Source organism: Streptomyces sp. NBC_00483 (assembly GCF_036013745.1).
Lineage (GTDB): Bacteria > Actinomycetota > Actinomycetes > Streptomycetales > Streptomycetaceae > Streptomyces.
Genome location: NZ_CP107880.1, coordinates 840,825 through 862,064 on the forward strand (window position 1 = coordinate 840,825; position 21,240 = coordinate 862,064).

Sequence of the window (21,240 nt, forward strand, 5' to 3'; positions counted from 1 at the left end):
GTCGGCGCCGTCATGGTGTGCCGAGCCACGTGCCGGGAAGTCGTCCTCGAGGTGCGCCGAGTGATCAATATGCACAGACTCGGCCCTGACGAGCAGAGATGAGGACGACAGCGAGAGGCGGCATCGGCACGTGGCCCACACACCTTCTGACGGCCCGACCCCCAGAGGCCGCAAGCGTATGCCGGAGACAGTCGCGGGCATGCCCCAGCATGTGCGCGAGGAACTGGCTCGCCGGCTGCGACGCACCAAGCGGGCCTATCGCAAGCAGGACGTCCAGGTCGTCGAGAAACCCCTGCTCAAGCGGGCTGTCGGCGCCTCGGCGCTCGGCAACTGCATGGAGTGGTTCGACTTCGGTGTCTACAGCTATCTCGCAGCCACCATCGGCAAAGTGTTCTTCCCGGGCGCCTCTCCGGGTGCCCAGCTGATCTCGTCCTTCGCAACATTTGCTGCCGCATTCGTGGTGCGACCGCTCGGCGGCCTGGTGTTCGGCCCGCTCGGTGACCGGATCGGGCGGCAGAAGGTACTCGCCACCACCATGATCATGATGGCGGCGGGAACGTTCTCGATCGGACTCATCCCGAGCTACGCGACCATCGGCATCGCCGCTCCGATTCTTCTGCTGCTCGCCCGAATGGTGCAAGGCTTCTCGACCGGTGGCGAATACGGCGGTGCCACCACCTTCGTCGCCGAGTATTCGCCGGACCGACGGCGCGGCTTCCTCTCCAGCTGGCTCGACTTCGGCACCTTCGTCGGCTACGCCCTGGGCTCCGCGCTGGTCACCGTGTTGAACGTGGTCCTCACGGACGACCAGATGCTGACCTGGGGCTGGCGCCTGCCGTTCCTGATCGCGGGACCGCTGGGCATCATCGGCCTCTACATGCGGCTGAAGCTGGAGGAGTCCCCCGCCTTCCAGCAACAGCTCGACGAACACGAGAAGAGCCTCGCCCAGGACTCGGTCGGCAGTGAGTTCAAGACCATCATCCGTGAGCACTGGCGCCCCCTGCTGGTGTGCATGGGCCTGGTCCTGCTCTACAACGTCACGAACTACATGGTCACCGGCTATCTGCCGACCTATCAGACGGAAACGCTGGACCGCTCCAGTACCTCGGCGGACATCCTGGTGCTCATCGGCATGGTGTGGATCGTCCTTCTCATCACGTTCCTCGGGCGCCTCAGCGACCACATCGGCAGGCGCCCCCTGTACGCGGGCGCGGCAGTCGCCATGATCATCCTCGCCATCCCCGCCTTCCTCCTCATCAAGGCGCAGGGCACCTGGCCACCCATCTTCGGCGTGCTGATCCTCTCGACGCTCCTTGCGTGCTTCGCCGCGCCGAGCGCCGCAACGCTCCCCGCGCTGTTCCCCACCGCGGTGCGGTACGCGGCGATGGGCATCGGCTTCAACTTCGCCGTGGCGGCGTTCGGAGGCACCACCCCGCTGGTGACAGAGGCGCTGGTGAACGCGACCGGCGACAAGCTGGTGCCCGCCTACTACTTGATGGTGGCTGGAGTCATCGGCCTGGTGACCGTCAAGTTCCTGCCGGAGAGCGCCCAGTTGCCCCTCAGCGGGTCCCAGCCCATGGTCGGTTCGGCGGAGGAACAGAAGGAACTCATCGACACGTCCCAGGACCTGTACCGGTACGCCAAGGAAGAGTCCTCGACGCGCTGACCACGCTCGACGATCAGCGGTGGAACCGGGGGTCCGGTTGGCGCCGGGTGGCGTGGATGGAGCCGAGCAGATCGAGGGACTGGGCGCTGGGGCTGCCCGGGTCGGCGTGGTAGATGACGAGCTGCTGGCCCGGCGCTTCGCGTACGTCGAAGGCCTGGTAGTTGAGCGTGAGGGCACCCACGTCCGGGTGGAGGAAGTGTTTGGCGTCCTGGGTCTTTCCGCGCACGGTGTGGGCGTTCCAGAGGCGGGCGAAGTCCGCGCTGTGCTCGGTCAGGGTGCGGACGAGCTCGCGCAGCCGTGGGCTGTCCGGGTCGAATCCGGTTGCCTCGCGGAGGTTGGCGACGGTGGCCTGTGCCGCCCGGTCCCAGTCCGCGTAGAAGGTACGGCCCGCGGGGTCGAGGAAGGCCATGCGGGCCAAGTTGTCCGCCGGCTCGAACGGGGCGTAGAGGGCATCGGCCAGGGCGTTGACCGCGAGGAGGTCCAGGGTCCGGTTCATGACGAACGCCGGCGTGTTCGCGTAGCCGTCCATCAGCTGGCGCAGCGCCGGGCCGACCCGCTCGGCGGCGTGGACGGAGGGCCGGTCGTCCGGCGTGGCCCCGGCCAGTCGGTACAGGTGTGTGCGGGCGTCCGCGTCGAGGCGCAGCGCGCGGCTGAGGGCGTCGACCACCTGGGCCGAGGGACGGCGTTCGCGTCCTTGTTCCAGGCGGGTGTAGTAGTCGGCGTTCACTCCGGCCAGGACGGCGACCTCCTCGCGGCGCAGTCCGGCGACTCTGCGGGCCCCATGGCTCGCCATACCGACGTCCTCCGGCTGAAGGCCGGCTCGGCGTGTGCGCAGGAAGTCTCCCAGGAGGTTGTCGTCCATGCGTTCAGGCTAGGCGGCGGCCGGATGTGCTGCCTGGGTGTGCTGCACCCAGGCAGCACACGTCCTGGTTGATGGCCACTGACCTGCGCAGACTCGGTGCGGCGGGAAGAACCGCAGCGTTCGAGGAGAGCGGGAGCGGTCGTCATCGTAGGCGGGCCAAGAGCCCCAACACAGCAGTCCGCCAGTCATCCAGTCGGCATCAACGAGAAACAAGGACTCCACCCATGACGGGACAACGACTTGACGGCAAGGTCGCCCTGATCACCGGCGCGACCGGCGGCCTCGGTACAGCGACCGCCGAGCTCTTCGCCCGCGAAGGCGCCCGGCTGGTGATCACCGATGTCGCCGAAGGTCCCCTGCGGGACCTGTCCGACCGGATCGGGGCACACGGTGCGGAGGTCGTCGCCGCCCACCTCGATGTCTCCTCCGCGCGGGAATGGGACGAGGTGATCACCCTCGTACGGGACCGATTCGGAACCCTGGACGTGCTCGTGAACCTCGCCGGCATCGTGGACTGGCCAGGCGTCGAGGACACGCGGGAAGAGGCTTGGGACCGCGTCATCGACGTGAACCAGAAGGGCACATGGCTCGGCATGAAGGCATCGTTGCCGCTCCTGCGCGCGAGCGGCAACGCGTCGGTGATCAATACGTCGTCGGTACTCGGCCTGGTGGGAAGCGGTGCGGCTGCGGCCTACCAAGCGTCCAAGGGGGCCGTGCGCCTGTTGAGCAAGACCGCCGCGGTCGAGTACGCCCGGCAGGGAGTACGGATCAACTCGGTGCATCCCGGGGTGATCGCCACACCGATGATCCAGGAAATCCTGGACGACCAGGGCGACCAGCAGCCGGACATCCGACGCACCCCGATGCGCCGCGCCGGCCGCGCCGACGAGATCGCCCCCGCGATCCTCTTTCTCGCCTGCGAAGACTCCTCGTTCGTCACCGGCTCGGAGCTGGTGGTCGACGGCGGACTCACCGCGCACTGAGCAGACCGACCGGGGCGCGCGGCGTCCACGACCGTCTGGCTGTGTCCACAGAAGCATCCGAATCCACCGAGTTCGCCGGGAAGACCGCCCTTGTCACCGGGGCCACTCGGAAGACCGGCCTCGCCCTGCTCGACCGGCCGCTCAACGCACCCCGAGACGTCGCGCGTTGCTCGGTCAGTGGCGGCGGACCAGCGGGAAGGGCCGGGCCCGGCCGGCCTGAGGAGGACGCCGAGACCTCGATGCTCGCGCTGCACCTGCTCCGGTTCGCGCTCGTGCACATCAACACCCTGCTGCCGCAGCGCGAGGGCCGGGCACAGCGGCAGTTGACCCGAGGTCGAGCCGCTTGCCCATATCCAGGCGGGAGCTCCGGTATTCAGGCTCTTCCGGCAGCAAAATCGACGTGAAGTCGTGGACGAGGACGTCGGATGCAGAACCGCAGTGGCGTACTACGGCCGCGAGGAACATCGGTACAGCCGTGGCATTCAAGGCACGGCTGTGCGTCTATCCAGTCCTTGATGCCCTCTCGGACGGTCGACTACGAGCCCGCCCCGGCCCGTCCTGTTCTTCCCGCCCCTCTCGGTGCGCCGGCATCGGGGCCCCGGCCGCTGGCGGGAGGGCCGCGGCGATGCAGTCGAGGACGCGCTGGAGCCCGTGCCGGAACTGACCTTCGCGGCTCAGGTGCGGCTGGCGCGCCTCCGTCACGATCTTGGTGAAGATCGGGTACTCCCCGCTTTTCACCAGCCCGTCGATGTACGGGTAGCTCCGCTCCATCCATTCCGAGTCGCTGAGACCGCTGCGGCGGACTTCCCTGGCCGTGCTGATCTCCTCGCGGACGATGCCCTCGACGTAGCTGTTCAGCAGGGCCACGAGGCCGAGGTTCTCGTCGATGGGGACGAAGGCGTCGAGTACGCCCATCAGCCCTTCGACCAAGCGCAGTTGGTTGGGGCCGAAGCTGGGGAGTGACCGCTGCACGGTGGCGATCCACGGGTGCCTCATCCACATGGTCCGCAGCCCGTCGGCGTAGCGGGTCAGGTCGGCGCGCCAGTCGCCCGAGGGCATGTCCGTGACGTCGATCTCGCCCATCACCTGGTCGGCCATGAGCTCGATCAGGTTCTCGCGGCTCGGGACATACCGGTAGAGCGACATCGCGCCGGCGCCGATCTCGGCGGCGATCCGCCGCATGGTGGCGGCTTCCAACCCCTCGGCGTCGGCGATCCGGACGGCCGCCTCGGTGATCTTCGCGCGGCTGTGGACGGGCGTCGGCCCGTAGGCCGAGCGCTCGGGCCGCATCCAGATGTTCACGTACTCGGCGTCGGTCACCGTTTCCACCTCCTTGGTTGCGTACATAGTACCCAGTCGTTTAGCGTGCCCGTCGAGACCGCGTACAAGGTACCCAGTGGAGGGGTCTTATGCCTGATCCGATCGTGGTCGCCGAAGGGCTGCACAAGTCGTTCGGCGACAACCACGCCCTGCGGGGTCTGGACCTGAGCGTCCCGAGAGGAAGAGTCTGTGGCGTGCTGGGGCCGAACGGCGCTGGCAAGACGACCGCAGTGCGCATCCTGGCCACCTTGTCCGATCCCGACGCCGGGCACGCCCGCATCGCCGGACACGACGTCGTCCGCGAGGCCGGCAAGGTGCGCGCCAGGATCGGGCTCGCGGGCCAGCACGCTGCCGTGGACGAGAAGCTCACCGGCCGCGGCAACCTGCGCATGTTCGGGCGCCTCTCCCACCTGTCCCGGCGTGAGGCACGACGACGGGCCGACGGGCTGCTCGAACGCTTCGACCTGATGGACGCCGCCGACCGGCAGGTCGCCGGCTACTCCGGTGGCATGCGCCGCCGCCTCGACTTGATCACCAGCCTCATCCTGCGCCCCGAGGTGCTCTTCCTGGATGAGCCGACCACGGGCCTGGATCCGCGCAGCCGCGGCGAGATCTGGGACAGCATCCGTGAGCTGGTGGCGGACGGCACCACGGTGCTGCTCACCACGCAGTACCTGGACGAGGCCGACCAACTGGCAGACGACATCGCCGTCGTCGACCACGGACAGGTGATCGCCACGGGCTCACCCGACGAGTTGAAGGCCACCATCGGCGACCGCCTCGACGTCGAACTCGAAGACCCCGCCGCCCTGGACACGGCGGCGACCGTGCTGAAAACCCTGGCCGGAACCGATCCCACGGTGACCGCCGACCGGCTCAGCGTCGCCCTGCCGGGCGGCGGCTTCCGGCTCTTCGACGCCATGCGCGAGCTCGACCGCGCCGGGGTCGCCGCGGCTGATGTGCGGCTGCGCCGTCCCACCCTCGACGAGGTGTTCCTGCGCCTCACCGATCGGAAGGAACTGGTCCGATGACCGATCTCGCCCCGCCGCCGGGTCACCGCCTGCGATGGACGTTCACCGACGGTCTGACCCTGGTCGGCCGCGAGCTGGGACGGCTGCGGCACGCTCCCGGCGAGCTCGTTGCCGCTTTGATCTTCCCGGCCGTCATGGTCGTGCTCTTCGGGTACGTCTTCGGCAGCGCGATCCAAGTGCCGGACGGCGGCGACTACCGCGAGTACCTCATGCCGGGCCTGTTCGCGATGGTGACCTTCTCCGCGTGGTTGGGGGTCATGACGCGGATGGCCGCCGACGCCTCCCGCGGTGTGATGGACCGGTTCCGCTCCATGCCGATGGCGCGCTTGGCGGTGCCGTTCGGGCAGACCGGCGCCGACCTGCTGACCGGACTGCTGATGCTGGCCGTGATGGTGGGCACGGGCCTGCTGGTGGGCTGGCAGCCGCACCGCGGCCTGATCCCCACCGCCCAGGCGTTCCTGCTGATGATCGTGCTGCGGTACGCGCTGAGCTGGGTGGGTGTCTATGTGGGTCTCGCGGTGAAGAACGACCAGGTCGCCGACGCGATGGTGCCGCTGGGCCTGCCGTTCACGATGCTGTCGAACGCGTTCGTCCCGACCGACGGGATGCCGGGGTGGCTGCGCTTCCTGGCCGACTGGAACCCGGTGAGCGCGCTCACCGCCGCCGCACGGGAGCTGTTCGGCAACCCGGGCACCCCGTCCGGAGACGTGGCCTGGCCACTGGCGCATCCGGTGACCACTGTCCTGCTCTGGTCGTCCGCGCTTCTGGTGATCTTCGTCCCGCTGTCGCTCCGCGCCTACATGCGCAGAGGACGCTGACCACTCCAGGCATCTGCCCCGCAGACCGATCGCCGCTCACCGCGCCAGAGCGGCGCTCAACGACACCGACGCCATGGAGACGTCATGAGCTTGTTCCGGCTCGACGCCAGCATCCTTCCCGGCACATCCGACAGCGCCGAACTCGCCGACCTCTTGGAATCGGAGTGGACCGCAGTCCACCGCGACGCGACGGTGGTACGCCGCCATCTGGGCACCGACCCACTGCCCGCCGAAGCCTGGGCACATGCCCACACCGCAATGCGACGCCCGGACCCGACCGCACTCCCGCCCAGCGCGACGCGCTCACCCTCGCTGGGTCGCTCACCGCGGAACTCGATGCCGCCTGGGCGGTGGTGCTCGCCGTGCCCTCCCCACCTCACCGCACCACAACCGGCACCGTCACCCTCACCGCCTCCGCTCGTCCCCCGTGGCGCGCCTGGTGCACGTCGCGGTACGACCCGTCCGCCCGGCGCCGCTGGTACACCAGCGTCAGCCGTGCCGTACCCCTGCGCAGGCCATACAGCGTCACCGTGCCGTCCTCGACGCGTACCGACGCCAGGCCGGCCGGACGTACTTCGGCCCGCACCCGGTTCTCCGGTGCCGACAGGTCGAACGCGGCGCCCGCGGCGCTGCGCACCACGCAGGCGACGTCCGCCGTCCCGCCCACGTTCACGGCAACCGGTCGGGCGGTGAGCCTGAACGGGGCGGTCCCGGCGGGCACCGGTTCGTCGCCGGTGGACTGGTCGATGGTGAGCAGAGGATGCCCGGCCGCATCCGGACGGTGGTCGTCGATACGCAGCCGCTCGGTGTAGACGACGCGGTCGGGCGAGGTGGGCGACGTCCGGCCGTGGTGCACGTAGTACAGCTCGCTGCCGTCCGGTGAGGCGGTCAGACTGCCGTGGCCGGTGGAGTACATCCCGACGTCCGGATTCTGCGAGAGCACCGGGTTGTTCGGGTACTTGCGCCACGGGCCCAGCGGGTGATCCGCGACGGCGTAACCCACGCCGTAGTACTGGTTCTCGAAGTTGTTGGCCGAGTAGGTCAGGTAGTACAAGGTGCGCCGCTCACCGGCGTGGACGTAGTCGTGCCGCCAGGCCGTGGAGCCCTCTTCCCAGCGGCGGTCCTTCTTCGAACCACCCGACGTCGCATGGTCGTTGACGTGTGCGTCCTCCCAGGGCTGCGGGTCGGCCGCGTAGGTGAGGACGGGCACGAACCCGTCCCGGCGCAGCTCGTCGGCAGTGCCGGTCCGCGCGTTGGCGTCGGCGTAACGGGGGTGGATGGTGGGCATGGTGGCGCCCTCGGGGTCCCGCCACCAGTGCGTGGTCAGCTCGACGGCGGCGATGTTGGATTCCTCGATGTACTTGCCGAGGCCGGTGTCCCACACCCAGTTGCGGTAGGCGTTGCTGGAGAAGTAGAGGTAGATCCGCCCTTCGTCGAAGAGCAGGTTCGCGTCGATCATCGGTATGTAGGAGCCCAGCGGAGCGGTGCGCCCCTCCTCCTCGGTGGCCGGCGGGGTGAGCTGGTCGGCGTCCATGATCAGGTTGACGTCGTGGTAGTCCGGTTTGTACGGGTGGTAGTCCAGCGGCCGGTCGTCGATGTTGTGGAACGGGCCCTCGGGCGTGCGGGACACCGCGACCCCGATCGAGCACGGCTCCTCGAAGTCCGCGTGGAGGAAGTACTGTTCGGCCATCGTGCTGCCCATGCGGGCCGCGTAGAACAGGTAGTACAGGCCGGTGTCGGGGTTGCGGTAGACCTCCGGCGCCCAGAACCAGTCCTTGCCCCACTGCTTCGGATCGTCGGCACGCAACGCACCACCGGGCAGCCGCTCCCACGTCGACAGGTCGGGCGAGCGGTGCACGCCGAAGTAGTAGCCGTCGTCCGAACCGCCCGTGCAGTACGCGTAGTAGTAGCCGCTGGGCTCGTCGAACAGTACGTAGGGGTCACCGCCGGACGTCATCGCGTCGTTGGCGTACGTGGCGTCGGTGGCGGTGAACGCGCGTGTGCCGCGGTCGGGTTGCCGCGGCGAGGCGACGGCGGCGCCGGGCGCCAGGGCCGCGGCGGCGAGGGCCAGCGTCCCGCCGAGGACGGCGCGTCTGGCGGGCGGGAGAGAGGGGCCTTCGGGCCGGCGGCTCATGACTGCACCTTTTCAACGTAACCATGCGCTTCAACGAAGCGACGAACAAAGGGGGTTGGGGTGTGCGGTCCGGTGGGACCGCCGGTCTGCGGTTCGGTGGGACCGCCGGTCTGCGGTCCCACACATCTGCCGTGGTCAGCAGCCGCCGCAGTTGTAGAACGTCACGTCCCAGTGGTTGCCCTCGTCGGCGTACACGTTGCCGGACGCGGCCTTGTACTGCGGGGCACCGTCGCCGCGCAGACCGATGTAGGTGAAGTGATTCTTGACGTAGTTCGTGACGCAGGTGCTCTTGCCGAAGTCGAGCTTGTAGCCGTTCCAGTGCGAGTACGTGCCGCTCGCGTGGCCGGTCTCGGTGCCACCTGTGATGTTGAGCGCGCACCCACTGGCCGACTTCAGCGTCTGGGCACCCTGGGCGGTGGCGAGATTGAGCTGGTCGAACGACGTGCACGTGGACACATTGCGGTCGGAACAGCCGCCGGACGAGGACCAGGTGATCCCGACCGATCTGAACATCGACGTCGCCGTCGCGTGCGAGATCTTCGTGGCGGCGAACGCGTCGGTGGCGGTCGTCAGCACACCGAATCCGGGGGCGACGAGAGCGCCCGTGGTGAGGGCGAGCGCGGTGAGCGCGGAACGAATACGCATGGGAATCGCGGTCCTTCCTGCCAGTGCCTGAGTGGGATGTGACAGCTGTGGTGCAGGTGGATCGGCACAGATCGTGCCAGGGTCTACGCGCGTGGGGAAGACCTGGGACGGTCGGGGGCGCGGCGGGCGACCGGACAGGACCGATGCCGTCACCGATCGGCGACGACCTCGAGATCGCCGCACCACCCCAAAGGCGATACGATACGTCTCGTCTAGCGTTGGCCCTGCCCTGGAGGAGAACCATGGAACGCTTCATCGACGCAGCACCCGGTGTACGGCTGTGGACGGAAGACCGGGGTGACACCGACGCGTCTCCGATGCTGCTGATCATGGGAGCGCAAGCGTCCGGCCTGGGCTGGCCGGACGAACTGGTGGACATGCTCGCCTCGCGCCATCGCGTGATCCGCTACGACCACCGCGACACCGGTCGCTCCACCTGGGCGTTCGACCAACGGCCCTATCCCCTCAGCCAACTTGCGGAAGACGCCGTCACGGTGCTGGACGGCCTCGGCGTCGAACGCGCCCACATAGTGGGCATGTCACTGGGTGGCATGCTCGCCCAGCTCCTCATCGCCGACCATCCGGACCGGTTGCTCAGCGCGACGCTGATCGGCACGAGCGCGCTCAGCACCATCCCCTACATCCAGCCGGACGGAACCCGGATCCCGCCTGAGGAACTCCCCGGTATCGCACCCGATCTGCTTGAGATGTGGTCCCGTCCCGTTGTGGACCTCGGCCTGGAAGCGGAGTTGGAACGGCGGGTCGAGCACTGGCGGATTCTGGGCGGCGATCAGCTTCCCTTCGACGCCGAATACGTCCGCGCCCTGGAGCGAAGGGTCATCGAGCACACCGGGCACGACGCCACCAGTACCGCGCATGCCCGCGCCGACGCGTCCGACCTGGACCGCACCGAGCAACTGGCAGGGGCCACAGTGCCCACCCTGGTCACCTCTGCTCCCGCCGAACCGGTCTCCCCGCCGCCCCATCCCGACCACCTCGCCCAGGCGATTCAAGGCGCACGCATCATCGAGATCCCCGGCATGGGGCACGCACTCCCACCTGAGGTGCACACGCCGCTCGTCGCCGCGATCCTGGACCACACCACCAGACACTGATGCGAGGCCATCACCACCGAGGCGACCACCGCACCCCACGGCACGCTGTCGGCGGTGCCGGCCGCAACACCGCAGGACACACTTCAGCAGCTGCAGTCGATCCTCGGTGCCATCGACGACATGCCGCCCGCCGCCCCCACGATGCGATACGCGCAGGGGCCGGCAGGCCGCACGTGACGCGTCAGGTCCTGTGGGCGATGGCGGCGAACCCGCCGTCGGCCGGGACGTCCACCGTCAAGGTGTCATCGGCCGTCACCTTGTGGCTCTCGCGCACGAGTCCGTCCGGGCCGTCCCTGACCACGTCGATCGTGTACGTACCGTGCCCCAGGAAACGCAGCGGCACCTTCTCGGTGTGGGCCTCGCCGGCGGTCACGTTGCCCAGGAACCAGCGGTTGCCGTCCCGGCGGGCGAGGGTGGTCTTCTTGCCGGGGTCACCGGCCACCAGCCGGGTCTCGTCCCAGACCGTGGGCACGGTCTCCAGGAACTTCTCCAGCTCCGGGCGCTTGCGGTACTCCTCCAGCGAGCCCGCGAAGTTCTGCAGCCCGGATTCGTAGACCACCGAGAGCGCCAGCTCCGCGGCGTCGGACACCGGGATCTTGCCGGTCTGGAAGTCCATCGGGGTGAAGTCCATGGAGCCGACCACGTTGCGGGTGTACGGCAGCACCGACACATTGGCCGCCGTCACGTTCATCTGCTCCGCGCCGTGCACCGCCTCCATCGACATGACCTGCGGCCAGGTCCGCTGGATGCCGTGCGGGATGGTCGAGCCGTGGAAGTCGACGAGGAGGTGGCGGGCCGCCGTCTCCTTGAGGATCCCGTCGTACCACTGGTAGCGGACCTGCTGGTCCGAGTCCATGAAGTCGATCTTGACGCCGACGACACCCCAGTCGGCCAGCTTGTCGAACATCGCCTTCTGCTCGTCGGCGGTGTCCACGTCGGTGTAGTGCAGCCAGAGCAGGACCTTGACGCCGCGCTCCTTGGCGTACGCGGTCAGCTGCGGCATCCAGTCGGTGGTGTTCCAGCCGTCGTCGACGAGTGTGTACTCCCAGTGGTGCTCGGCGGCGTAGTCCACCATCGACTTCTGCTTCTCCAGGCTTCGTTGAGCCTCGTGGCCGCCGTCCATCCACGACCAGGCGACCTTGCCCGGCTCGATCCAGGAGGTGTCCCTGACCCGCGACGCCGGGGCGACGTCGTCGTTGAGCGTGGACTCCGTGACCGTCGCCAGATCGCCGGTCGTCACCGTCCGCCACGGGGTGCTCAACGGCCCGGACGAGTCGACCTCTTCGTCCGCGAGCGAGACCCGGTACTCGCCCTTGCCCTTGGTGTGCGCCAGATGGCTGCCGGAATAGCTGCCGGTCACGTCCGACTCGCTCAGCAGCACGTAGTCGCCGTCGGACCCCGTGCCGCTGGTGCGGAACAGTGCCGGGTAGGCGTAGGCGTCGTCTGCGGCGCCGGCGGCCGAGGTCGACTGGTGTGCGGCTTCGTAGTTGCCGTCCGACCAGGTGTTGATCCACGCCGGCGCGGTGTCGGGCACCTCGAAGGTGGAGGCCTCCTTGGTCACCTTCACACCGTCGCCCTTGGCGTCGGGCACCACGTAGCGGTACGCGATGCCGTCGGCCGCGGCACGCACCACGACCCCGAGCCGGGCGCCGTCCGCGTTCTCGAAGTCGAACCGGGACTCCGTCTGATCGACCGTGCGCTTGAGGCGCTTGCCGACGGTGGCGGTGTAGCGCTCGTGCACCTTCCGGTCGGATCTGTGCACGAACTTCAGGCCGGACGTCAGATCACCCTCGTCGGTGACGATGCCCAGCGCCCCGGGTTCGAGCACGGTGCGGCCGTGCAGACCTACGCCGAGGGTGAGCCTTCCGTCATCGGCCAGGCGGAGGTTGGCAGTTGGCCCGGTTCCACCCCGGGAGACGGCCCAGCACCGGTGGTCGTCGGCCTGCGCCGACGGGGCGAGCAGGCTGCCCGCCATGGCCGCGGTCGCGATGGCGACGAGCAGCACGGATGGTCGTACACGCATGAGTTCCCCTTGGTCTCGTGGTCTCGGAAGCCGACGGCAGCATCAGGGTTTCCGGACGCGGCGCCCGCTACAGCAGGGTCAAGCTGTCGATGTTCGCGCCGGCGGACCGGGTGAGGGCCGCGCGGACGGTGACGTTCTCCCCTTGCGGAAGGTCCGCGGAGAAGGAGGCCGTGGCCCACGTGTCCCAGCCGCCGGTGGGCGGCATGGCAAGGGTGGCGACTTTCGTGCCGTTGACGTCGACGTCCATGGGGCGGTCCGCGTCACCGCCGTTGGCGTACCGGACAAGGAGCCGCTTCTCGCCCACCGCGGGCACGGTGACGGTCCATGCCAGGGTCGACCCCGCCGCCGACGTCCCGGTGAACTCGGCGTAGCCGGTGCCGGTGTAGCCGGGGTGGCGGCTGCCGATGACGAAGGCGCTGTCGAGCCGGGCGGCTTCGGCCTGGTGGACCGTCCCGCCGCCGACTCGGGGGTACGGGGCGCCGCTGGGTTCGACGGTGACGGCCCTGCCGCCGCCCTTCGCCATCCGGATCTCCGGGGTGACGACGCTCAGGACCTTCGCCTCGGCGTCCCACACACAGCCGGCTCCCTTGTCGCTGAGGAGGGCGGCAGCCTCACTGGTGAAAGCGGGCAGCGTGCCACCGCCGTCGACCCGCATTCCCACGGGGCTCGCCAAGCCGTGGAAGCGGACGAGGAAACGGCGGGCGTCGGGCGCGCCCTCGTACGAGCCCTTCGGGTGCGCGATGACGGCGCGGGTGGAGGCGTCGGTGAAGGTGAGGTGCGTGACGCTCGTCTGCCTGCCGCTCCGGTACGCCTCGGTCACCCCATCGTCCTCGACGACGTCGAAGACGCCGTCGGCCCCCGCGTAGACATCCATCTCCAGCTGCCGCTTGGTGAGGTAGGCGGTGCTCTGCGCGTACGGGTACTTGGGCAGGATCGCCCCTGCCCTGACGAACAGGGGTGTTTCGCCGGTACTCGCGGTGTGGGAGAGGTCTTCGCTGTCGGATCCGGTGTGCTTCTCATCCGTCCAGAAGTCGTACCAGTGCGCACCGGCCGGCAACCAGATGTGCTGCTCCCGGCCCTCGGAGGTGACGGGGGCGACGAGGAGCGAGGGGCCCCACATGTACTGGAGGTCGTGGGTGTAGGCCTGGGGCCGGTCCTGGTGGTCGATCACCATGGCCCGGGCCATGGGCATGCCGGTGGCGGCGGCCTGGTGGGCGAGCGTGTAGACGTACGGCATCAGGCTGTAGCGCAGCTGCCCGAATCGCGCGAAGTCCGCCTGGGCCTGCGGGCTTTGGTCGAGTGGCCAGCGTGATGCCCGCTTGCCCTTGTCCTTGGTCGAAGCGGTGCCGTGCGGGCGCCAGATCGGGGCCAGACTCGACCAGCCGACGGGCCAGTTGCGGTAGAAGGCGTCGGAGATCACCTCGCCGTGGCCAAAGCCTCCGCCGTCGATGTTGGCGTACGGGAATCCGCCGAGGCCGGCCGTCTGCATACCCCGGATCTGGTTGCGCATCTCGTCGTAGGTGGAGTCGATGTCACCGGTCCAGTAGTGCCCGTAGCGCTGCTGGCCCGCGGTGGCACCGCGGCACCAGGTCCACGGGCGTTTGCCGGGCCCGATGTGCCCGGCCCCTGCCGGGTCCCAGCCCTCCTCGCCGACTCCCTTGTGCAGGTTGAGAAAGTAGGCGTTGCGGTCCTCGGACCAGGTGCGGCCGTCCGCCGTCTTCGCCGTGTACGGGATGGCTCCGAGGTCGTCGACCTCGTCGATCCACAGTCCGTCGCCGGGATACTCGAGGGCGGGGTCGAGTGCCTTGCCCCAGAAGACCTTCCACACCCAGGCACGGGTGTCACGGTTGCTCCAGTCGGGAACGGCGTTGTTCTCCTTCACACCCGCAAGATCGGCGACCGCGAAGCTGTAACCAGGGGGCGGGCCGCCCTTCCAACCCGCCATCTCGTTGGTGTTGTTGCGGTTGTAGTCCAGCGTCACGGTGACGCCGTTCCCGGCGGCCCACTTCTGGTACCCGGCGGGGTCGGGCCAGCGCTCGCGGCTGAACTCGAACCACGATCCGGACCAGGAGCCCGAGCCTTCGGGCCAGCGGTTGTCGTTGACCTGGTGGTCGAACGGGAAGCCCGCGGCGCGATGTCGGGTGACCTTCTCTCGCCACCAGTCCTGGTCACTGACGTCGGCGAAGTTCTTGTCGGACATCTGAAGCCCGAAGATGGACCGCTGAGGCAGCCGCGGACGCCCGGTCAGCTGCGTGTAACGGTCGAGGAGCTGCGCGAACCGTGGACCGTTGATCAGGAAGTAGTCCAACTGGGGGCGCGCTCCCCCGGCGTCATGACCGTCGGCGTGGAACCCGTACCCGCCGCTTCCACCGAAGCTGAACGTCGTGTCGAACGTGGTGTTGAAGAAGACCCCGTACCCCTTGCTGGAGAGGTAGAACGGCACGATCGCGGGCGCCTGATTGGTGGGGTTCTCCACCGCGCCGGAGTAGTTGTGGGACACCGTGTCACCGGTACGGTCGAGTCGCGGCGTGCGGCCGAGGACGCCGTGCCCCGCCTTCAGGAAACGTTCGTCGGCCTGTGGTGGCGCGAACGCCTCGGCGGCGACCGTGTGGTCCGGGCCGCTCCAGGTGATGCCGTGACCAGCGTCCTCCTTCGCGAGCAGGGCGCCGGTGTCCCGGGCGTAGAACTCCAGCCGTAATGGCTTCTTGCGCAGGACGACGCGGGGACCGTCCGTCGCCGCGGTGCGGAACTCGACGGTGTCCTCGGTGGCCCTGACGTGCAGGCTGCCGCGCATGGCGGAGTGGCTCCGCGGCTGCACCATCTCGTAGTGGGTGTCGGGGAGGAAGCTCTCCCCGGCGCGGGCCGCGCGCACCCTGACGATCTGGTCGCCGTACGCGGTGAGGCGCAGCCGCTGGCCAGTGACGCTCGTGACGGTGACGCTCCGGCCGTCGTCGGTGGCGTGTCCGGCGTAGTCGGTGAGTTGTTCCTGCGCGTCATCTGCCGCGTGGGCGCTCTGCGGCACGACGGCGCCCGCGGCCAGGGCGCCGGCCGCCGTCGACAGGAGGGTTCTGCGTCTGATGCGTTCGCGCTTCATCGCGTCTCCAAAATGGACCGAATGGACCGACTGGACCGACTGGACCGACTGGACCGACTGGACCGACTGGACCGGACGGAGTCGTGCGACTCAGAGGGACGGGCGATCACCACATGACATCGTTGTCAAAGCCCCCGTACACGCATCACTGGATGTGTTTGTGCGGTGCCGGTGAACCTAACGGGCGACCCTTCGAGGGGTCAACAGCCGTGCACCACCTGCCTGTTGGGAGCGCGGCACTGGTGAGCCGGCGGGGCTCCGAGGGCGGGTTGGAGGTGCCCGTCCAGGTACCGCGGCTCCCACGTCGAGCGTCCAGGAGTTCCACCAGCCAACGGTCACCGTCGTTCCGCTGAGGCTCAGCGGGAGCCACACCAACGGGGAGGAACCGAGGTCGTCGGTGTTCCAGCGGTCTCCCGCGTAGATGTAGGTAGTGGCTGAAGTGCCTCGGACCGGGATGATGTTCGCGGTCTGCGTGTTGTACGTCTTGGTGCCCTGAGGCGCCAAGGTGCGGAAGGACGACCAGGAGCCGGAGAGCGAGGTGGCGGTCGCGTAGACGTTGTCGGCTCCGGTGGTTCCCGCCGCGCCGAATCGCGGGCTTAACCGTGCTTGAGCCGGATCTCAAGGCCGACTTAAAGATCGCCGACCGGGCCCTCAGCGATCGTTTCAAGACACTCCGACGACTAGATTCGCCCCGTGAGTCCCGAAGCAACCGCCCCTGATCCGTCCATGTACCCCGCCCTCTCCGCCTACTTGACACAGACACCACGGCTCGGGCGACGCAGGACGGTCAGGTCGTCACATCCAGAGGCCGGACCGACCAACCCCGTGCCGTCTACCGCAGCACCCACCTCACACCGCAGGACGGGCAAGGGGCGCCGCCGCACGGCCGGCCCGGCGAACCGGACGACCGGTGCCGCCACCCCGGCACTACGCATCCCGCTGCCGCGCCCGGGGTACGCGTTCGCCGCCGTGATCGCCCTGGCCACGGCCTCGTTCCTGGCCCCGACGCACGACTCCGCACCCACCCGACCGCACGCGGCAGCCCCGCACCAGCCCGACGTGTCCAGCCCTCCACACCCTCCCGCGAGCCCACCGTCCCCCACCGACAAGCCCGCACATCACTCCGCTCCTCCGGCGAACCCCGGCACCTCCCGACCACACACGACCCCGGATCCGGACGAAGGAGACCAGGATGTCCTCGCTGTCGGCAGTACCGGCAGCGCGGTGGTGCGGGTACAGGAACAACTGCGGCAACTGAGGCTCTACACAGGCCCCTTGGACGGCCACTACAGTCACGACGTCGCAGCCGCGGTGGCCCGCATGCAGCAGGCACAGGCCATACCCGAGCCTCTCGGCCACTACGGACCAGCGACCCGCGCAGCGATCACCACCGCGGCCACCTGACTCCGACTCCCCCCACTCCTCCACTCCCCCACACCCCCACACCCCCACACCGAAAGGTGACCACATGCACCGCAACGCCCTGCGCGCATACGCCACTGCGGCGGCCGCTATCGGCTGCGCCATCACCTTCTGCGTCTCCACCGCGCACGCCGCCGTCATCTGGGACGGGGACGCGTCCCAGGGCACGGGCGCCTTCGCCACCACGCTGTGCGACAGCCCCGGCAGCGTCACGACGGGCAACTGGAACGACGGGCACGGCACGTTCTTCAAGTTCAACAAGCCCATCGGCACGCCGCGTTGCGAAGGACACAGCGTGCGTACCTCGGCAGGCGAGTACACGTTCAAGAACAACAGCACGTACTGGTTCGGCTGGGACTCGATGACCAAGACCGGCAACGCGCAGACCGTGTTCCAGTGGAAGTCCAACGGCACCAACGACCAGCACAGCCAGAACTATCCCGTCCTCATGAAGGTCGAGGACGGGCAGCTCAAGGCCTGGTACGTCGCACCCGGCGAGACGTGGATCCCTATTGGCAGTACGCCCTGGACCGAGGGCGCCTGGCACTCCGTCCAACTGGGCATCACCACGGACTCCGCGGGGCAGGGCACCTTGTCCGTCTACAAGGACGGCAACCGGTTCGCCTCCCGCACCGGGGCCCGAACCTGGGACGACCTGGGCAACAAGCCACGCTGGGGCACCTACTTCGGCACGGACACCAGCACCGCCTCCATCAACTGGGTCGCCGGACTGAAGATGGGGACGTCCCGGGAAGACGTCGACTGAACCACACACCCGCCCGGTCCACGCACATCGCAGGCAGGAACCCGGACACTCGACCCAGCCGGTCCGTGAGATCTTTCCTCGGCTCCGACCTCTTCCCCATACCAACCAGTCGGTACTACCGTCGGGCCACTCCACGCGCACAGTCAACATGCCGTGGGCTCACGGAACCGGACTGGGAGGCACGGTGTCGATCACGCCTGCGGCGGCGCAGCACCCGAGTACCACCGGGCGGGGCGCGCCCCTGCGTCTGCTCGGAAACCGGCGGCTCGACCGGTATCCCGAACGCGGGCCTCGCTACTGGTACTTGGGGATCGTGGTGGCCGTCACGATCATTCTCTACTACCAGCTGTACGTGCAGTACGCGGTGTCGACCGCCATCATCGGCGAGTACGACATGTCGTTCCGGTACTTCGTGTACATCTCGGTGGCGGCGAACGCCGTCGGCGCGTTCGCCTCGCTGGCGGCGGGCCTCGCCGACCGGTGGGGACGGGCCAACATCGTGGTCTACGGCCTGCTCGTGGTGGGTCTGCTCACCACGTTCGCGCTGCCGCACGCGCCGGACAAGGTGAGCTACCTGCTCGGATACTGCGCCGTCGCGCTCGTCGAGGGCATGATCCTGGTGGCGACCCCGGCGCTGATCCGTGACTTCTCTCCGCAGCTCGGCCGCGCTTCCGCGATGGGCTACTGGACGATGGGGCCGATCATCGGCAGCCTCGTCGTCACCGCGGTGACCTCCCGCACCTACGGGGGCGGGACGAACTGGCAGGACGAGATCCGCTTCGCCGGGATCAGCGGACTCGTGTTGTTCGTCGTCGCGTTGTTCGGGCTGCGGGAACTCGCGCCGGCACTGCGCGACCAGATCATGGTGAGCCTGCGCGACCGTGCGCTGGTCGAGGCACGGGCCAAGGGCATCGACACGCAGGCGGCGCTGCACGGGCAGTGGCGGCAGATGATGCGCCTGGACGTGATCGGCTCGGCGGTCGCCATCAGCCTGTACCTCATGCTGTACTACGCGGCCGTCGGCAACTTCGTGCTGTACTTCTCCACCACGTTCGGCTACACACCGCAGCGCGCGAACGCCCTGCTCAACTGGTACTGGGGGGCCAACGCGGTGTCACTGGTGGTCGCGGGGCTGCTGTCCGACCGGCTGCGGGTGCGCAAGCCCTTCATGCTCCTCGGCGCACTCGGTTCGATCGGGTTCACGGCGGCGTTCGCCCTGCGCGCCACCCAACCGGACACCGGCTACTACACGTTCGCTCTCATCGTCGTCGGGATCGGAGTGACCAGTGGTGTGGCCTACTCGCCGTGGATGGCGAGTTTCACCGAGACCGTCGAGCGGCGCAACCCGGCGGCCACGGCGACCGGGCTCGCGATCTGGGGCTGGGTCGTGCGGATCACGGTCGCCCTCTCCGCTGCCCTGCTGCCGCTCGTCGTGCACTCGACGACCCCGCTCATCGAGCACGGCGCCGAGGTCAAGCAGGCCTCCGTGCAGGCGGCACCCGCGCTGAAGATCCGCGCGGCCCACCCGAAGCTGTTCGCCCAACTCGACACGTATGCACCGGGGAAGGTACCGCCGGCGCTGCAGGCGCGCGCGCAGGACGAAGTCGGTGCCGCTGGATTGCGGACCGTACAGAAGGCGGCACCACAGCTGAAGGTGCTAAGCGAACACGGAGCCGAGGTCGAGCAGGCCACCGCCGACACCCCTGGCCAGTGGCAGGCGTGGTGGTGGGTGTGTCTGGGCGGGCAGGCACTGTTCCTGCCCTTCGTGTTCGTCATGTCGGGTCGGTGGCGGCCGCGGGACGCGCGGCGGGACCTCAGTGACCATGAGGAGGCCGTGGCCCGGCAGTTGTCCGAGATGCACAGCGAAGAGGAAGAAGGTGCCCGCGCATGAGCGCCCCCACCGAGCTGCACGCGCTGACCGCACTGGAACAGGCGGCCGCCGTCCGCGCAGGCCAGGTATCCGCCGTGGATCTGGTACGTCATCACATCGGGCGCGCCGACGCCCACGACAAGCGGTTCGGCGCATTCATCACCCGCACGAACGAGGCGGCGCTGGACGCCGCGGCGCACGCCGACGCCACGCCGGCCGCGCAGCGGGGCACCTCTGCCCTGTTCGGGGTTCCGACAGCCGTCAAGGACCTGGTGGACACCGCAGGTGTGACCACCACGTTCGGCTCGAAGGCCTTCGCGTCACGGGTACCGACCCTCGACGCGCACAGCGTGACTCGCCTGCGGAACGCCGGCACGATCAGCCTCGGCAAGACCAACACCCCGGAATTCGGCTGCTGTTGCTACACCGACAACGACGTCGTGGGCCCGGCCCGCAACCCGTGGGACCCGGCCCTGTCGGCCGGCGGGTCGAGCGGGGGCGCGGCCGTCGCGGTGGCACTCGGGCTGGTACCCGTCGCCCACGCCAGCGATGGCGGCGGCTCGATCCGTATCCCGGCGAGCGTGTGCGGACTGTTCGGTATCAAGCCCTCACGTGGCCGCGTCAGTTCCGGGCCGGCCGGCGCCGAGGCGACCGGTCTGTCCGTGCAGGGGCCCCTGGCCCGCTCGGTACGCGACGCGGCCGCACTGCTCGACATCCTGGCAGGGCCCGAACCCGGTGACCCCCACTGGGCACCCCCGCTGCCGTCCGGCGAATCGTTCCTCGGCCACGCGGACCGTCCCCCGCGCAGACTGCGCATCGGCCGGTACGCGACACCTGCCGCGCAGGGCATCACCGTGGACCCGCAGTGCCTGGCCGCCTGGGAACACGCCTCTCACCTCCTGGAACGCCTCGGGCACACCGTGGAGGACATCCCCACACCCTTCGGCCCCGAGATCAGCGACCACTTCGTGACGGCATGGGGTGTGCAGTCCCTCGGCCATGTCCTCGACACCGAACAAGAGGCGCTGCTGCGGCCGGTGACGCGGGCTTGGCGGGAATACGGACGCGGAGTGAGCGGCGAAGAGTTCGCGGCCGCACTGACCGCAATGCACCGGGCGTCACGCGCGGCGGTACGCGCGACGCAGGACTATGACGCCGTACTGACACCGACCCTGGCAACACTGCCACAGCCGCTCGAGCACTTCGACGAGTCGGGCGACCCGTTGGTGAACCTCCATCGCCAGAGCGCTTTCAGCGCGTTCACCAGCCCGTACAACATGACAGGCCAGCCGGCCGTCAGCCTCCCCCTGTACTGGACACCCCACACCGGGACCCCGGTCGGCGTCTCACTGGCAGGACGGCCCGCGGACGAGGCCACACTCATCACGCTCAGCGCCCAACTGGAAGAAGCAAACCCCTGGCGCCACCAGTACACACGCCTGCAGACCGCACACTGACCCCGGCTCGGGGGCCCGCCGACCATAACGCTTG

Annotated in this window: 17 protein-coding genes; 11 read left to right on the forward strand and 6 right to left on the reverse strand. The window is 68.9% G+C overall.

Annotated elements, in window-relative coordinates:
* The first annotated feature begins 199 nt into the window (after window positions 1-199).
* The gene (gene proP, locus OHA73_RS03610) at window positions 200-1,666 is read left to right on the forward strand and encodes a glycine betaine/L-proline transporter ProP (protein WP_327654139.1); all 1,467 of its coding nucleotides are present in this window, start codon (window positions 200-202) and stop codon (window positions 1,664-1,666) included.
* A gap of 13 nt (window positions 1,667-1,679) precedes the next feature.
* On the opposite strand, the gene OHA73_RS03615 is transcribed toward proP, so the two are convergent.
* A complete protein-coding gene (locus OHA73_RS03615) occupies window positions 1,680-2,528 on the reverse strand; it encodes a helix-turn-helix transcriptional regulator (RefSeq protein WP_327654140.1) in 849 nt (282 codons plus the stop codon).
* A 224-nt stretch (window positions 2,529-2,752) separates the two neighbouring features.
* Here OHA73_RS03615 and OHA73_RS03620 point away from each other — a divergent pair, with 224 nt between their 5' ends.
* Window positions 2,753-3,511, forward strand: a complete 759-nt coding sequence (locus tag OHA73_RS03620) for an SDR family NAD(P)-dependent oxidoreductase (RefSeq protein ID WP_327654141.1) — start codon at window positions 2,753-2,755, stop codon at window positions 3,509-3,511.
* A 41-nt stretch (window positions 3,512-3,552) separates the two neighbouring features.
* Window positions 3,553-3,915, forward strand: a complete 363-nt coding sequence (locus tag OHA73_RS03625; protein WP_327654142.1) for a hypothetical protein — start codon at window positions 3,553-3,555, stop codon at window positions 3,913-3,915.
* A gap of 97 nt (window positions 3,916-4,012) precedes the next feature.
* Here the strand turns inward: OHA73_RS03625 and OHA73_RS03630 are convergent, their stop codons facing one another.
* Window positions 4,013-4,831: a TetR/AcrR family transcriptional regulator gene (locus tag OHA73_RS03630; protein ID WP_327654143.1), complete on the reverse strand. Its 819-nt coding sequence runs from the start codon at window positions 4,829-4,831 to the stop codon at window positions 4,013-4,015.
* Between the two features lie 89 nt (window positions 4,832-4,920).
* On the opposite strand from OHA73_RS03630, the gene OHA73_RS03635 reads away from it, so the two are divergent.
* Window positions 4,921-5,862, forward strand: coding sequence for an ATP-binding cassette domain-containing protein (locus OHA73_RS03635; protein ID WP_327654144.1), 942 nt, complete (start codon window positions 4,921-4,923; stop codon window positions 5,860-5,862).
* Window positions 5,859-6,680 (forward strand): ABC transporter permease, encoded by an 822-nt coding sequence (locus tag OHA73_RS03640; RefSeq protein WP_327654145.1) that lies wholly within the window; start codon window positions 5,859-5,861, stop codon window positions 6,678-6,680. The genes OHA73_RS03635 and OHA73_RS03640 overlap by 4 nt, the downstream gene beginning before the upstream one ends.
* Window positions 6,681-7,056: 376 nt before the next feature.
* On the opposite strand, the gene OHA73_RS03645 is transcribed toward OHA73_RS03640, so the two are convergent.
* Together OHA73_RS03645 and OHA73_RS03650 are read right to left on the reverse strand one after the other, a co-directional pair.
* Complete coding sequence (locus OHA73_RS03645) at window positions 7,057-8,814, reverse strand: family 43 glycosylhydrolase (RefSeq protein WP_327654146.1); 1,758 nt, start codon at window positions 8,812-8,814, stop codon at window positions 7,057-7,059.
* Between the two features lie 135 nt (window positions 8,815-8,949).
* On the reverse strand, window positions 8,950-9,459 hold the full coding sequence (locus tag OHA73_RS03650; RefSeq protein ID WP_327654147.1) for a hypothetical protein: 510 nt from the start codon (window positions 9,457-9,459) through the stop codon (window positions 8,950-8,952).
* 242 nt (window positions 9,460-9,701) lie between these two features.
* Here OHA73_RS03650 and OHA73_RS03655 point away from each other — a divergent pair, with 242 nt between their 5' ends.
* Window positions 9,702-10,574 (forward strand): alpha/beta fold hydrolase, encoded by an 873-nt coding sequence (locus OHA73_RS03655; protein WP_327654148.1) that lies wholly within the window; start codon window positions 9,702-9,704, stop codon window positions 10,572-10,574.
* A 54-nt stretch (window positions 10,575-10,628) separates the two neighbouring features.
* Window positions 10,629-10,751: a hypothetical protein gene (locus tag OHA73_RS03660; RefSeq protein ID WP_327654149.1), complete on the forward strand. Its 123-nt coding sequence runs from the start codon at window positions 10,629-10,631 to the stop codon at window positions 10,749-10,751.
* A 4-nt stretch (window positions 10,752-10,755) separates the two neighbouring features.
* Here OHA73_RS03660 and OHA73_RS03665 read toward each other — a convergent pair whose 3' ends face one another.
* Both OHA73_RS03665 and OHA73_RS03670 read right to left on the reverse strand, forming a co-directional pair.
* Window positions 10,756-12,597 carry a glycoside hydrolase family 97 protein gene (locus OHA73_RS03665; protein ID WP_327654150.1) on the reverse strand — a complete coding sequence of 614 codons (1,842 nt, stop codon included), beginning with the start codon at window positions 12,595-12,597 and terminating at the stop codon, window positions 10,756-10,758.
* Window positions 12,598-12,664: 67 nt separating this feature from the next.
* Window positions 12,665-15,691, reverse strand: a complete 3,027-nt coding sequence (locus OHA73_RS03670; protein ID WP_327654151.1) for a TIM-barrel domain-containing protein — start codon at window positions 15,689-15,691, stop codon at window positions 12,665-12,667.
* 825 nt (window positions 15,692-16,516) lie between these two features.
* Between OHA73_RS03670 and OHA73_RS03675 the strand changes: the two genes are divergently transcribed.
* From OHA73_RS03675 to OHA73_RS03690, 4 genes are all read left to right on the forward strand, one after another.
* Complete coding sequence (locus OHA73_RS03675; RefSeq protein WP_267072149.1) at window positions 16,517-17,095, forward strand: peptidoglycan-binding domain-containing protein; 579 nt, start codon at window positions 16,517-16,519, stop codon at window positions 17,093-17,095.
* Window positions 17,096-17,159: 64 nt separating this feature from the next.
* The gene (locus OHA73_RS03680) at window positions 17,160-17,879 is read left to right on the forward strand and encodes a heparin lyase I family protein (protein WP_266717438.1); all 720 of its coding nucleotides are present in this window, start codon (window positions 17,160-17,162) and stop codon (window positions 17,877-17,879) included.
* A gap of 184 nt (window positions 17,880-18,063) precedes the next feature.
* On the forward strand, window positions 18,064-19,770 hold the full coding sequence (locus OHA73_RS03685) for an MFS transporter (RefSeq protein WP_327654152.1): 1,707 nt from the start codon (window positions 18,064-18,066) through the stop codon (window positions 19,768-19,770).
* Window positions 19,767-21,206, forward strand: coding sequence for an amidase (locus OHA73_RS03690; protein WP_266717434.1), 1,440 nt, complete (start codon window positions 19,767-19,769; stop codon window positions 21,204-21,206). Before OHA73_RS03685 ends, OHA73_RS03690 begins: the two co-directional genes overlap by 4 nt.
* The last annotated feature ends 34 nt before the right edge of the window (window positions 21,207-21,240 follow it).